The 13,468-nt window shown below is 66.6% G+C and carries 11 protein-coding genes; 3 read left to right on the forward strand and 8 right to left on the reverse strand.

Annotation, left to right across the window (positions count from 1 at the left end; all coding sequences use genetic code 11):
• The 3 genes from Q7J26_RS16645 to Q7J26_RS16655 form a co-directional block, all read left to right on the forward strand.
• Positions 1-630, forward strand: a 630-nt coding sequence (locus Q7J26_RS16645; RefSeq protein WP_304937473.1) for a glycoside hydrolase family 97 catalytic domain-containing protein, incomplete at its 5' end; no start/stop codon positions are given.
• Between the two features lie 142 nt (positions 631-772).
• On the forward strand, positions 773-2,308 hold the full coding sequence (locus Q7J26_RS16650) for an MFS transporter (protein WP_304937474.1): 1,536 nt from the start codon (positions 773-775) through the stop codon (positions 2,306-2,308).
• A 9-nt stretch (positions 2,309-2,317) separates the two neighbouring features.
• The gene (locus Q7J26_RS16655) at positions 2,318-4,687 is read left to right on the forward strand and encodes a glucan 1,4-alpha-glucosidase (RefSeq protein WP_304937475.1); all 2,370 of its coding nucleotides are present in this window, start codon (positions 2,318-2,320) and stop codon (positions 4,685-4,687) included.
• Positions 4,688-4,743: 56 nt separating this feature from the next.
• Here Q7J26_RS16655 and Q7J26_RS16660 read toward each other — a convergent pair whose 3' ends face one another.
• The 8 genes from Q7J26_RS16660 to ilvG all read right to left on the reverse strand — a co-directional run bounded on the left by Q7J26_RS16660 (position 4,744) and on the right by ilvG (position 13,454).
• Positions 4,744-5,439 carry a TorF family putative porin gene (locus tag Q7J26_RS16660; protein ID WP_304937476.1) on the reverse strand — a complete coding sequence of 232 codons (696 nt, stop codon included), beginning with the start codon at positions 5,437-5,439 and terminating at the stop codon, positions 4,744-4,746.
• A 95-nt stretch (positions 5,440-5,534) separates the two neighbouring features.
• Positions 5,535-6,884 carry an ammonium transporter gene (locus Q7J26_RS16665; protein WP_304937477.1) on the reverse strand — a complete coding sequence of 450 codons (1,350 nt, stop codon included), beginning with the start codon at positions 6,882-6,884 and terminating at the stop codon, positions 5,535-5,537.
• Positions 6,885-7,099: 215 nt separating this feature from the next.
• Positions 7,100-8,206, reverse strand: a complete 1,107-nt coding sequence (gene leuB, locus Q7J26_RS16670; protein WP_304937522.1) for a 3-isopropylmalate dehydrogenase — start codon at positions 8,204-8,206, stop codon at positions 7,100-7,102.
• A complete protein-coding gene (gene leuD / locus Q7J26_RS16675) occupies positions 8,206-8,790 on the reverse strand; it encodes a 3-isopropylmalate dehydratase small subunit (RefSeq protein ID WP_304937478.1) in 585 nt (194 codons plus the stop codon). The genes leuB and leuD overlap by 1 nt, the downstream gene beginning before the upstream one ends.
• The gene (gene leuC / locus Q7J26_RS16680; protein WP_304937479.1) at positions 8,783-10,252 is read right to left on the reverse strand and encodes a 3-isopropylmalate dehydratase large subunit; all 1,470 of its coding nucleotides are present in this window, start codon (positions 10,250-10,252) and stop codon (positions 8,783-8,785) included. Before leuC ends, leuD begins: the two co-directional genes overlap by 8 nt.
• Positions 10,245-11,489, reverse strand: a complete 1,245-nt coding sequence (locus Q7J26_RS16685) for a 2-isopropylmalate synthase (RefSeq protein ID WP_304937480.1) — start codon at positions 11,487-11,489, stop codon at positions 10,245-10,247. The genes leuC and Q7J26_RS16685 overlap by 8 nt, the downstream gene beginning before the upstream one ends.
• Positions 11,489-11,740 carry an ACT domain-containing protein gene (locus tag Q7J26_RS16690; RefSeq protein ID WP_135193447.1) on the reverse strand — a complete coding sequence of 84 codons (252 nt, stop codon included), beginning with the start codon at positions 11,738-11,740 and terminating at the stop codon, positions 11,489-11,491. Before Q7J26_RS16690 ends, Q7J26_RS16685 begins: the two co-directional genes overlap by 1 nt.
• 1 nt (position 11,741) lies before the next feature.
• Complete coding sequence (gene ilvG, locus Q7J26_RS16695; protein ID WP_304937481.1) at positions 11,742-13,454, reverse strand: acetolactate synthase 2 catalytic subunit; 1,713 nt, start codon at positions 13,452-13,454, stop codon at positions 11,742-11,744.
• Positions 13,455-13,468 lie beyond the last annotated feature (14 nt).

The following is a 13,468-nucleotide window of genomic DNA, read 5'->3' on the forward strand; positions in this document are numbered from 1 at the left end:
CCGAACATCATCAGCCGCGAGGGCCAGCGCGGCATGGAATATTCGGCCTGGGGCAACCCGTCGAACCCGCCCGAGCACGTGCCGAACCTGGTCTTCACCCGCCTTCTGGCCGGGCCGATGGACTATACGCCCGGCATCTTCGGCATGGAGACGCGCAGCCCGCAGGGCATCCAGACCACCTGGGCCAAGCAGCTGGCCTATTACGTCGTCATCTACAGCCCGATCCAGATGGCCGCCGACCTGCTGGTCAACTACGAGAACAATCCCGGCCCGTTCCAGTTCATCAAGGACGTGCCGGTCGACTGGGACGAGAGCCGCACCCTGGCCGCCGAAATGGGCGACTACGTCGTCACCGCCCGCAAGGAACGCGGCACGGACATCTGGGCCCTGGGGGCCGTCACCGACGAGCATCCGCGCGTCCTGTCCGCGCCGCTGAACTTCCTAGACAGCGGACGTCGCTATCGGGCCGAAATCTATCGCGACGGTCCCGAGGCCGACTACAAGAGCAAGCGCGAGGACATCGTCATCGAGCAGCGCGAGGTGACTTCGGCGGACACGCTGTCGCTGGCCCTGGCGCCCGGCGGCGGCCAGGCGATCCGGTTTGTGCCGCTGGGGCGGAGGCGTCGGTGAGCCTGCCCCATTCTCCCCCGTCATCCTCGGGCTTGACCCGAGGATCGGATGATCAGCCGCTCATGCGAAGGGGCGACGCACAGTCCGACCGGCGCCCGGTCCTCGGGTCAAGCCCGAGGATGACGGGTTGGGGGAGGACCACATGACCCTGCTCGCCCACCGCCCGCGCCTGTCCGGCCTGGCGATCTGGAACATGTGCGTCGGCTTCTTCGGCATCCAGATCGGCTTCGGCCTGCAGAACGCCAACACCAGCCGGATCTTCCAGACCCTGGGGGCCGAGGTCGACAGCCTAGCCATCCTGTGGATCGCCGCGCCGCTGACGGGCCTCTTGGTTCAGCCAATCATCGGCCATTTCAGCGACAAGACCTGGACCCGGTTCGGGCGTCGGCGTCCCTATTTCCTGGTCGGGGCCATACTGACCACCCTGGCCCTGATCGCCATGCCCAACAGCCCCAGCCTGTGGTTCGCCGCAGCCATGCTGTGGATCATGGACGCCTCGATCAACATCACCATGGAGCCGTTCCGCGCCTTCGTCGGCGACAACTTGCCGGAGGAACAGCGCACCGCCGGCTATGCGATGCAGAGCTTCTTCATCGGCGCCGGGGCCGTCTTCGCCTCGGTTCTGCCCTGGCTGCTGTCGAACGTGTTCGGCGTGGTCTCGACGGCCGAGGCGGGGGTCGTGCCCCTGTCGGTCAAGATCGCCTTCTATGTCGGCGCCGCCGGCCTGTTCTCGGCCGTGCTGTGGACCGTGCTCAGCACCAAGGAATACAGCCCCGAACAGATCGCCGCCTTTGAGCGCGCCAAACAGGAAGCGCTGGGCGCGCCTGCTGACGACGGCCCCGAGGCGCCGGCGCGCAGCGTGCAGGGGTGGATGACGTCGGGCCTGGTCTGCGCCGTGCTCGGGGGCCTGGGTTTCGTGCTGATCGGCGCGCTGAACCTGGAGAAGGAACTGCTGGTTCTGGCCGGCTTCTTCGCCGGTTTCGGGCTGCTGCAGATCGCGGTCGGCATGATGCAGCGCCGCCGCATCGTCAACGCCGCCACCGAGATTCTGAACGACATCTTCCGTATGCCCGAGACGATGCGGGGCCTGGCGGTCGTCCAGTTCTTCAGCTGGTTCGCCCTGTTCGCCATGTGGATCTACACCACCGCCGCCGTCACCCGTGTCCATTACGGCACGACCGACACGACCTCGGCCGCCTATGCCGCCGGGGCCGACTGGGTCGGGGTTCTGTTCGGGGTCTATAACGGCGTGGCGGCCCTGGCGGCCTTCACCCTGCCGGTTCTGGCCAAGCGCATCGGCCGCAAGGCGACCCACGCCCTGATGCTGCTGCTGGGCGCCGCGGGCCTGTTCGGGGTCTTCTTAATCCGCGATCCAGCCCTGCTGTGGCTGCCGATGATCGGCGTCGGCTTCGCCTGGGCCTCGATCGTCTCCATGCCCTACGCCATCCTGTCGGCGGCGGTGCCGGACCGGAAGATGGGCGTCTATATGGGCGTCTTCAACATCTTCATCGTCGTGCCCCAACTGCTGGCCGCCACCGTCCTGGGCCTGATCCTGAAGACCCTGTTCGACGGCCAGGCCATCTGGGCCCTGGTGCTCGGCGCCGTCTCCTTCGTGCTGGCGGCGGCGAGCGCCCTGCTGGTGCGCGAACATTCCCCCTCCCCCACGCGCAACCCGTGAGGCTTCTCCATGCGTAAGTTCAAAACCCTTTGCCTGGCCGGCGCCGCCGGTCTCGCCGTCGCCTCGGCCGCGTCCGCCCAGTCCGTCGCGCAGGGCGCCCCGGGTGATCTGCCGACCTGGTCCAGCGCCGCCAAGACCGGCGCGGGCGCGTCGTATGAAGCCTATGTCGACGGCCAATATCGCGACGGCGGCCCGACCGGGGCGGTGTCCAAGGTCTGGTTCTCCATCGCCGACGGCGTTCTGACGGAGACCATGTACGGCCTGATCCACGAGGCCCAGATCAAGGCGCTCCGCTTCGCCGTCGTCACGCCGGATGGTCTGGCGCTGGAAGGCGACGACACCACGGCCAAGACCGAATACATGCACGTGGACGCCGAGGGGCGCCCGCTGTCCCCCGCCTACAAGGTCACGACCCGCGACAGGGCCGGCCGGTTCGAGATCGAGAAGCGCATCTTTACCGACCCCGACCGCAACGCCCTGGTGCTGCGGGTCGTCATCACGGCCCTGAGCGGCGAGGCCACGCCCTATCTGCTGCTGGAGCCGCACATCGCCAATACCGGCGTCGAGGATCGCGGCGCCGTCACGCCCCAGGGCTTCCACGCCTGGGAAGGTTCGACCCATCTGGTGCTGAAGCCCAGCGAGGCCTTCACTGCGGCCAGCGTCGGCTTCGTCGGCGTGTCGGACGGCCTGACCGATCTGAAGGACGGCAAACTCGACTGGACCTACGCCTCGACCGGCGAGACCGCCGGCAACACGATGATGACCGGCGCCCTGCCGACCATCCGCATGGGCCAGAGCGTCAGCCGCGACTTCGTCATCGGCTTCGGCGACAGCGAGGCGGCGGCCCAGGCGGCGGCGGGCGGCGCTTTCGCGACCGGACTGGACGAGGTCCTGGCCCGTTTCAACGGCGAGGGCGAGCGCGCGGGTTGGGAGGATTATGTCGCCTCGCTGAGCGAGCTGCCGCGCATCGCTGAACAGGCGACCGACGGCGGCAAACTGGCCTACGCCTCGGCCCTGATGCTGAAGGTGCAGGAGGACCGCACCCACGCCGGCGCCCTGATCGCGTCGCTGTCGAACCCCTGGGGCGACACGGTGGACGCGTCGAAATCCTCGACCGGCTACAAGGCGGTCTGGCCGCGCGACTTCTATCAGGTGGCCATGGCCCTGGCGGCCTTGGGCGACAGGGAGACGCCGCTGGCGGCCTTCAACTATCTGCCCCAGGTCCAGGTCGGTGCGAACACGCCCGGCAACACCGGCGTCGGCGGCTGGTTCCTGCAGAAGACCCACGTCGATGGCGAACTGGAATGGGTCGCGGTTCAGCTGGACCAGACGGCTATGCCGATCATGCTGGGCTATCGTCTGTGGAAGATGGGCTGGCTGTCCGACGCGGAAATGGCCGACCACTATCGATCCATGCTGAAGCCGGCGGCCGACTTCCTGGTGGACGGCGGCAAGGTCGGCCTGTTGTGGAACGACGCCGAGATCAAGCCGCCCTTCACCCAACAGGAACGTTGGGAAGAGCAGCAGGGGTATTCACCGTCCAGCACCGCCGCCGTGGTCGCCGGCCTGACGGTCGCCGCGGATATGGCGCGCGCCTCGGGCGATGCGGCCGGCGCCGTCCGCTATCAGATGGCGGCCGACAGCTACGCCTCCAAGATCGAGGAGCGGATGTTCACCACCAACGGCGACTTCGGCGACGGCCGCTACTACATCCGCATCAGCCAGAACGAGAACCCGAACGACAAGGCCCCGATTGGCGCCGCCAACGGTCAGATCGCCCCGGCCGAGGACCGGGTGGTGGACGGCGGCTTCCTGGAACTGGTCCGCTACGGCGTGCGCAAGGCGGACGACGCCCACATCGTCTCCACCCTGCCGGTCTATGACGACCAGTCGCTGGAGCCCCTGTACCGCGTCCGCTACGACTTCGGTCCCGAGGGCGACAAGACGCCGGGCTGGCGCCGATACGGCGTCGACGGCTATGGCGAAGACCATGTCACGGGCGCCAACTACGGCGTCGGCGGTCAGATGAGCCCCGGTCAGCGCGGCCGGGTCTGGCCCTTCTTCACCGGCGAACGCGGCCATTATGAACTGGCCCGCGTCAGCGTGAACGGGACGCCGTCCGCCGCCGACATCGCCGCCATCCGCCAGACCTATGTGCGCGGCATGGAGCGGTTCGCCAATGACGGGCTGATGCTGGCCGAACAGGTCTGGGATGGGGTCGGCGATCCGACCGTCCGCGACTACGCCCTGGGTCAGAACACGGACTCGGCGACACCCCTGGCCTGGACACACGCCGAATATCTGAAACTGCTGCGGTCGCTGGCCGACAGCAAGGTGTGGGACCGGTACGACCCAGTCCACGATCGCTACGCCCGCTGAACGAAAAAGGCCCCGGAGATCGCTCTCCGGGGCCTCTCAACTTCAGTTCCGAAGGATCAGAACATCACTTTCAGACTCGCGACGACGCGGTCTTCGGCGTTCTGAACCTCGTCCACATCGGTGTCATAGTAGCGGACATCGACACCCAGATTGTCCATCAGGGCGTAGGTCGCACCGAGGTTCCAGGTCGTGTACTCATCGCTGTCTTCGTAGGTTTGCAGGCCGACCGCGCCGGACACGGTCAGCTTGTCCATCGGCGAGAAGCCGCCGTTGATCTCGTAGTACAGCGTCTGTTCGTTGAGATAGCTAGGCGAGTAGAAGACCGCCGCGCCAACCGTGGCCGGGCCGACCGCCCGCGAGGCGGCGAGCTTGAACTCGGTGTAGTTATAGTCGGTGAAGCTGGGGGCGTTCACATAGCTGTAGGCGATCACGCCGCCATCGACGGCGAAGCCCTGCACCTCGGTACGGTAGCCGGCGTAGAAATCGACCTCAGCATCGGTGTCATCGCCGAAGTCGACGTTCGAGGCCCAGACGCCCGCATAGAATTTACCGGCTGTCAGATCCATGCCGCCCTGGATCGCAGGATCCTCATTGGTCTGGCTGAAGCCCCGGTAAACATAGTCGCTGAAGACGCCGACATTGAACGCAACATCGACCTCAGTGTCGGCCTGAGCCGACGCAGGAGCGGCCAGGCCGATCAGACCCAAGGACAAGGCTACGGCCGCGACCGAACTCAAAAACCTGACATTCATTACGATATCCCCTTATTTTTATAGATTTATTTTCAAGAACCGACACGAATGTCGGAGATCTCGGGCGCGGCCGGCGGGCCGCGCCCGAGCGTTAGTCAGTGGTCCAGGCTCTCGCCGTGCAGCGAGGTGTCCAGACCGGCGGCTTCTTCCGCCTCGCTCACGCGCAGGCCTGTGGTGAACTTGCAGATGACGAGGATGATGAAGGTGCCGACCGCGCTGTAGGCGATGGTCCACGCCAGGCCGAGGGCCTGGGAGCCGACATTGGCGCCTTCCGACAGGCTGTTGATCGCGGTGGTCGCGAACACGCCGGTCAGCAGGGCGCCGATCAGACCGCCGGCGCCGTGGATGCCGAAGGCGTCCAGGGAGTCGTCGTAACGCAGCAGCTTCTTGATCCAGACCGACGAGATGTAGCAGACCGGTCCGGCGATCAGGCCGATGATGACCGCGCCCTTGGGATCGACGAAACCGGCGGCCGGGGTGATGGCGACCAGGCCGGCGACCACGCCCGAAAGCATGCCGATCAGCGAGACCTTCTTCTTCTCGATCAGTTCGATGACCTTCCACGTCAGGGCGGCGGCGGCGGCGGCCAGGACGGTGTTCAGCAGGGCGACGCCCATCAGTTCGTTCGCGGCGCCCGCCGAACCGGCGTTGAAGCCGATCCAGCCGACCAGCAGCAGCGAGGCGCCGATCATGGTCAGGACGGGGTTGTGGGCGATGATCGGTTCGGCGCCATAGCCCTTACGACGACCCAGGAAGATGGCGCAGACCAGGCCCGCGACGCCCGAGTTGACGTGAACGACCGCGCCGCCGGCGAAGTCCAACACGCCGGCCGAACCGAGGAAGCCGCCGCCCCACACCCAGTGACAGATGGGCGAATAGACCAGCAGCGACCACAGGGCCGTGAACAGCAGCAGACCCGAGTATTTCATCCGCTCGGCGAAGGCGCCGGTGACGAGGGCCGGGGTGATGATGGCGAAGGTCATCTGGAAAGCGATGAACAGATATTCGGGAATGCCGGTCAGCAGGCTGTTGGCTGTGCCCAGGGTCACGCCGTTCAGGAACAGCATGTCCAGGCCGCCGACATAGGGCTGAAGCGCGGCGTCGGGGTTGGCGCCGAAGGCGATGCTGTAGCCGGCGATGAACCAGACCAGCGAGACGACGGCGAAGACGCCGACCGACTGGGTGATGGTGGCGATGACGTTCTTGCGGCGCACCATGCCGCCGTAGAACAGGGCCAGACCCGGCAGGGTCATCAGCAGGACCAGAGCCGTCGAAGTGCCCAGCCAGGCCGTGCCGGCGCCGTCCAATTCAAGCACGGACTGGTGCGCCAGCAGGGCCGGAGCCGCCTCGGGCGTCTGGGCGAAGGCGCCGCCCGCATAGAAGAGACCGATGGTCAGAAACAGGAGCGCGGCGGCTCCCGGAAGTCGATTCCAGACACGCGACATGAGCAAAAATCCCCCTTAGCAATCTCGCAGATGCGAAGGTTTTACTGCAATCGCTTCCAACGCAAGGGGCTTGGCCGTAAACGGTGCAACTTTCTTGCAACGGTCATTCAAGAAAAGTTAAGCCTCGCATGATCAGTGCATCATGCGAGGCCTAAGCCTTAAAATCGTGTTCTCGGTAACGCCGTTCGCGGTACGAATTTCGCAGCCCGATCAGGTCAGGCCCAGTGCATCTGCACCCGATGCGCCGCCGCCCAGTGGATGGCGCGGATGGCGTCGATCACGGCCTCGGTCGCCGCCCGCGTGCCCAGGGATCCGCCCAGATCGACGGTCATGGCGCCGGCGGCCAGAACGGCGGCGACGGCGGCCTCGATCGAATCGGCCTCGTCTTCCAGTTTCAGACTGTGTCGCAGCAGCAGGGCCGCCGACAGGATCGTCCCGACCGGGTTGGCCAGATCCTGGCCGGCTATGTCCGGCGCTGAGCCGTGGATCGGCTCGAACAGGCCTGGCCCTTCCGTACCCAGCGAGGCCGACGGCAACAGGCCGATGGAGCCGCCCAGCACCGAGATTTCATCCGACAGAATGTCGCCGAACATGTTCTCGGTCAGGATGACGTCGTATTCGCGCGGCTTCCTGATCAGGTGCATGGCCATGGAATCGACCAGGGCGTGCTCCAGCTCGATCTCGGGGAACTCCTCGGCATGGATACGGGTCACGACCTCGCGCCACAGGCGGCTGGTCTCCATGACATTGGCCTTGTCGACCGAGGTCACCTTGCCGCGCCGCAACCGGGCGGTCTGGAAGGCGGCGCGGGTCACGCGCTCGATTTCGGGCACGGTGTATTCGCACAGGTCGGTGGCGCGGTCGGCGGTGCGGGTCTTCTCGCCGAAATAGACGCCGCCCGTCAGTTCGCGGAAGACGATCAGATCGACTCCTTCGACGATCTCCTTCTTCAGCGGCGAACGGTGCGCCAGCACCGGCGACACCTGGAGCGGACGCAGATTGGCGAACAGGCCCATGGCCTTGCGGATCGCCAGCAGGCCTTCCTCGGGCCGACGCTTGCTTCCGTCCCACTTGGGCCCGCCGACCGCGCCCAGCAGGACGGCGTCGGAGGCGACGCAGGCCGCCCGCGTCGCTTCCGGCAGGGGCTCGCCCGTCTCATCGATGGCCGCCCCGCCGATCAGATGTTCGGTGAAGTTGAAGCTGTGGCCGTAGAAGTCGCCGATGACGGCCAGAACATCGCGCGCGGCGCGCGTCACCTCCGGCCCGACGCCGTCGCCGGGCAGCAGGACGATATTATAGGTCTTGGGGGCGGTGTTCGGCATCATACGGTCTCTCTCGAACGCTCATAGGCTTCGATCTCAGGCAGGTTTGATTGCAGCCAGCCCAGGGTGTCCACCCCGTTCAACAGGCATTCGCGCGCGAAGGATTCGACCGCGAACGGCACAGGCTGAGCATTGCCGCGCCGGATCTGATTGGCCTGGAGGTCGATCGTGACCGGCTGGTCCGGCTGCGACGCCAGATCGTCCCAGACGTCCTGGCTGACGACGATGGGCAGCAGGCCGTTTTTCAACGCGTTAGATGTAAAAATGTCAGCGATCTCGGTCGAGATCACCGCCCGGAACCCATAGTCGTACAGGGCCCAGGGCGCGTGTTCGCGAGACGAACCGCAGGCGAAATTCTTGCCCGCCAGCAGGATGCGGTGCTCAGCCGGGTCGATCCGGTTCAGAATCGCCTCGGGCTTTTCTGAACCGTCCGTCTCATAGCGCCAGTCATAAAAGGCCGCCTTGCCCAGGCCTTCGCGCGACGTCGTGGTCAGGAAGCGCGCGGGGATGATCTGGTCGGTGTCGATATTGGCCTGGCTCAGGGTCACAGTTTTCGAGGTCAGGACCTGGAAGGGCTCAGACATTTTGCGCTCCTACCGTCTCGCGCACGGCGCTCGACTGCTTGAGGGCGACTGCCTCGCTCAAAAAGACGCGCGGATCGGTCAGCACCCCGGCCACCGCCGTCGCCGCCGCCGTCGCGGGACTGGCCAGAATAGTGCGGGCGTCCTTGCCCTGGCGGCCTTCGAAATTGCGGTTGGAGGTCGAGACGGCCAGTTGTCCCGGCGCGACGAAATCCCCGTTCATGGCGATACACATCGAACAGCCGGGAATCCGCCATTCGGCGCCGGCGGCGATGAAGACCTCGTGCAGGCCTTCCGCCTCGGCGTCGCGACGCACGGCTTCCGAGCCCGGCACCACCAGCATGCGCAGGCCCGGTTTGACCTTGCGCCCGCGCAGCACCTCGGCGGCGGCGCGCAGGTCGGGCAAGCGGCCGTTGGTGCAGGAGCCGATGAAGACCACGTCCACCGGCTGGCTGGTCGTCGCCTCTCCGGCGGTGAAGCCCATATAGGCGATGGCCTTGCGGTCAGAGTCCGACTGGGGCTGGGGCACGGGCGTGCCGATCGGCGCGCCCGCGTCGGGGGTCGTGCCCCAGGTCGCCATCGGACGAATCGAGGCGCCGTCGATGACGACTTCCTTGTCGAAGACCGCGCCCGGATCACTGGACAGTTTCAGCCATTCCGCCGTCGCCGCCTCATAGTCGGCGGGAACGTGTTTGCGGCCGCGCAGCCAGTCGATGGTGGTCTGGTCCGGAGCGATCATGCCCGCGCGCGCGCCGGCCTCAATGGACATGTTGCACAGGGTCATTCGCCCTTCCATGTCCAGCGACCGGACCGCCTCGCCGGCGTATTCGATGACATAGCCGGTGCCGCCGCCGAAGCCGATGGCGGCGATGACGGCCAGGGCGACATCCTTGCCCGAGACGCCGGGCTGCAGCCGCCCCTCCACCGTGACCCGCATGGCCTTGGCCTTGCGCTGCAACAGGCATTGGGTCGCCAGCACATGGCCGACTTCCGAGGTGCCGATGCCGAAGGCCAGGGCCCCGAAGGCGCCGTGGGTGGCGGTATGGCTGTCACCGCAGACCACAGTCATGCCCGGCTGGGTCAGGCCCAGTTCCGGTCCCATCACATGGACCACGCCGCGATCATCAGAGTCCCAGCCCGCCAGGGGCACGCCGTGCGCGGCGCAGTTCTTCTCCAGCCGATGCACCTGAGCCTCAGCCTGGGCCGTGACATAGGGTTTCAGCCCGTTCAGACCCGCCGGCAGGGTCGGGGTCGAATGGTCCAGGGTCGCATAGGTCCGGTCGGGGCGGCGCACCTTCAGGCCGCGCGCCTCGATCTCGCTGAAGGCCTGGGGGCTGGTGACTTCGTGGACCAGGTGCAGGTCGATATACAGCACGCCCGGCGTATGGGCCGTTTCCGACCGCACGACGTGGGCGTCCCAGACCTTGTCGAACAGGGTCCGAGGGTTCGGCCCGATCTCACGCATACTGAGCCACCGCCACGCCGTCGACCCGGTCGATGATGGCGATCAGTTCGGCGTCGTTGATCTCGCCGATCTGATCCGCGCGCTGCTTGAATCCGACGACCACGGCCGCCAGGCGTTCGCCCTCGATGGGCCGGCCGATGGTCTCGGCCCGCTTGGCGATGGCGTGACGGCCGGAATGTTTGCCCAGCACGAACCAGCTGCCCTCGAACCCGACGTCCTGGGGCCGCATGATCTCATAGGTGCGGCTGTCGGCCAGCATGCCGTGCTGGTGGATGCCGGCCTCGTGGGCGAAGGCGTTGATGCCGACCACCGACTTGTTGCGGGCGATGACCGTCTCGGTGATCTCGCACAGGATCTTTGAGGCGCGCACCAGATGGCGGCTGTCGGCGCCGGTCGTGACGCCGTAACGGTCCTCGCGGACCTTCAGGGCCATGATGACCTCTTCGATCGAGGCATTGCCGGCGCGTTCGCCGATCCCGTTGATCGCCCCCTCGACCTGACGCGCCCCGCCCTCGATGGCGGCCAGGGAGTTGGCGACCGCCATGCCCAGATCGTCGTGGCAGTGGGCCGAGAAGATCACATGCGGATGACGCTTATGTATCCGCGCCGCCAGGGCGCGGAAGGTCTCACGCACCTCTTCCGGGGTCGCATAGCCGACGGTGTCGGGCACGTTCAGGGTCCGGGCGCCCGCATCGGCGGCGGCCTCCATCACATCGGCCAGAAACTCGGGCTCGGTGCGGAAGGCGTCTTCGGCCGAGAACTCGACGTCGTCGAACAGGCTGGCGGCGTATTCGACCGAGCGCACGGCCGTCGACAGCACTTCGTTGGTCGACATCTTCAGCTTGGCGGTGCGGTGGATCGGGCTGGTGCCGATGAAGGTGTGGCACCGACGATGCGACTTGGGCGCCGGTTGCAGGGCGCGGAAGCTGGCGTCGATGTCCTTTTCGTTGGCGCGCGACAGGGAGCAGAAGATGGGCCCTTCGATCTCGCTCGCCACGCGGCGGATGCAGTCTTCGTCGCCGGGCGAGGCGGCGGCGAAGCCGGCCTCGATAACGTCAACGCCCAGGTCCTTCAGGACCTGGGCCATCTTCACCTTGGCTTGGGCGCTCATCGAGAAGCCCGGAGCCTGTTCTCCGTCCCGCATCGTCGTGTCGAACACGATGACGCGGTTGGGATCGGCGGCGATCTGCGCCGTTCGGGATACGCCCGATACTCGTACGTCTTCGGGGGTAATCATTACGCGGCCTCGGATTGAATAATGTCGTTGCCGATGCGGCGGACGCCGAACAGGCGGTCGATCTGGCGGCCCAGATTGTCCATGCAGCGCCCGGCGTCGCGGCCGCGCACGGTCAGGGCGATATGACGGAACGCCCCTTCATCAGCCATGTTGATGCCGTCGATATGGAAGCCGCGACGCTCCACCAGGCCGATGAGACGCTGAAGCGAACCGTCCGCGCGGTCGATCTGGATGTGGATCGTGTCGCTCATCTCAGGAGCCCTCCATCATTTCGGCGTTGTTCTTGCCCGGCGGAACCAGCGGCCAGACATTGTCTCTGGAATCGATGACCACATGGGCCAGGCAGGGGCCGTCGGCGGCCAGCAGGCGCTGGATGCCGTCCGACACCTGATCGCGGCGATCGATACGGAAGGCCTCGATGCCAAAGGCCTCGGCCACCTTCACGAAGTCCGGATTGTCGGACAGGTCGATCTCGGAATAGTTCTCGGCGAAGAACAGCTCCTGCCACTGGCGCACCAGGCCCAGCGAGGAATTGTCGATCAGCACGATCTTCAGCGGGATGCCGTAACGCTTCAGCGTCGCCAGTTCCTGGATGTTCATCATGAAGCCGCCGTCGCCGGCGATGGTGACGACGGTCGCCGACGGATCGGCCAGCTTTGCGCCGATGCCGGCGGGCAGGCCGAAGCCCATGGCGCCCAGGCCGCCCGAGGTGATGTGGGCTTCGGGCCGCGAGAAGCGGCAGTGCATGGCCGCCCACATCTGATGCTGGCCCACGTCGCAGGCGGCGACGAAATCATCGCCCGCCGCTTCGGACACTTCTTTCAGCAGGGCCGGGGCATAGACCCCCTCGCCCGGCGCGTCATAGCGATAGGCATGGGTCGCGGCGGCCTGGGCGCACTCGACAACCCACGGCTGGATGTCCAGGGCAGGGCCGCCGGCCATCCGCGCCGTCAGGGCCTCGACCCCGTCCTTCAACTCGCCGACGACGGCGACATTGGCCGCCCGCAGCTTGCCGACTTCCGAGGCGTCGATGTCGAAATGGACGATCCGGGCGTTGGGCGCGAACTCGGCCAGCTTGCCGGTGGCGCGGTCGTCGAACCGGGCGCCGACGACGATCAGCAGATCGCTGTCCTGCACCGCATGATTGGCGGCGCGCGTCCCGTGCATGCCCAGCATCCCCAACATGCCCGGCGCGTCGGTCGGGATGGTGCCCAGGGCGTTCAGAGTCGAGACCTGGGGGATGCCGGTCGCGGCGACGAAGGCGCGCAGGGCCTCGGTCGCGCGGCCGATCTTCACCCCGCCGCCGATATAGACCAACGGCTTCTTCGCCGCCCGGATCGCGGCCTCAGCCGCAGCGATGGCGTCGTGATCAATGCGCGGCGTGTCGTTGGGAATGTGGAAGCCGTAGTCCTCGCTGGTCGTGGCGAACTGCACGTCCTTGGGCAGATCGACCAGGACCGGACCCGGCCGGCCCGAGGCGGCGATATGGAAGGCTTCCTCGATGGCGGCCGGAACATCGGCGGCGGACCGGACCAGGATCGAATGTTTCACGATCGGCAGGGTGACGCCCAGGATGTCGATCTCCTGGAAGGCGTCGGTCCCCATCAGACCCTGGGCGACATTGCCGGTGATGCAGACCATCGGCACGGAATCCATCAGCGCATTGGCGATGCCGGTGATCAGATTGGTGGCGCCGGGGCCGGAGGTGGCGATGCAGACCCCGACCTTGCCGCTCTTGCGCGCATAGGCGTCGGCGGCGAAGGCCGCGCCCTGCTCGTGGCGGACCAGGATGTGCTTCAGCTTCGATCCGGCCAGGGCGTCATAGACCGGCATGATGGCGCCGCCCGGATAACCGAACACCACCTCCACGCCCAGCCGCTCCAGGGTGGAGACCAGCAGGCGCGCCCCCGATTGCGGGGCGGCCTCGGCTGAGGATTTGAAGGCGGCGGCGGTCATCAGGGTCATCCGGTCTTTCGCTT

Source organism: Brevundimonas sp. (genome assembly GCF_030656255.1).
Lineage (GTDB): Bacteria > Pseudomonadota > Alphaproteobacteria > Caulobacterales > Caulobacteraceae > Brevundimonas.

Bases quoted from the DNA above. Each gene is read 5' to 3' on its own strand.
- Q7J26_RS16650 (WP_304937474.1), top strand. From the start codon at position 773: ATGACCCTGCTCGCCCACCGCCCGCGCCTGTCCGGCCTGGCGATCTGG.
- Q7J26_RS16655 (WP_304937475.1), top strand. From the start codon at position 2,318: ATGCGTAAGTTCAAAACCCTTTGCCTGGCCGGCGCCGCCGGTCTCGCC.
- Q7J26_RS16660 (WP_304937476.1), bottom strand. From the start codon at position 5,439: ATGAATGTCAGGTTTTTGAGTTCGGTCGCGGCCGTAGCCTTGTCCTTG.
- Q7J26_RS16665 (WP_304937477.1), bottom strand. From the start codon at position 6,884: ATGTCGCGTGTCTGGAATCGACTTCCGGGAGCCGCCGCGCTCCTGTTT.
- leuB (WP_304937522.1), bottom strand. From the start codon at position 8,206: ATGCCGAACACCGCCCCCAAGACCTATAATATCGTCCTGCTGCCCGGC.
- leuD (WP_304937478.1), bottom strand. From the start codon at position 8,790: ATGTCTGAGCCCTTCCAGGTCCTGACCTCGAAAACTGTGACCCTGAGC.
- leuC (WP_304937479.1), bottom strand. From the start codon at position 10,252: ATGCGTGAGATCGGGCCGAACCCTCGGACCCTGTTCGACAAGGTCTGG.
- Q7J26_RS16685 (WP_304937480.1), bottom strand. From the start codon at position 11,489: ATGATTACCCCCGAAGACGTACGAGTATCGGGCGTATCCCGAACGGCG.
- Q7J26_RS16690 (WP_135193447.1), bottom strand. From the start codon at position 11,740: ATGAGCGACACGATCCACATCCAGATCGACCGCGCGGACGGTTCGCTT.
- ilvG (WP_304937481.1), bottom strand. From the start codon at position 13,454: ATGACCCTGATGACCGCCGCCGCCTTCAAATCCTCAGCCGAGGCCGCC.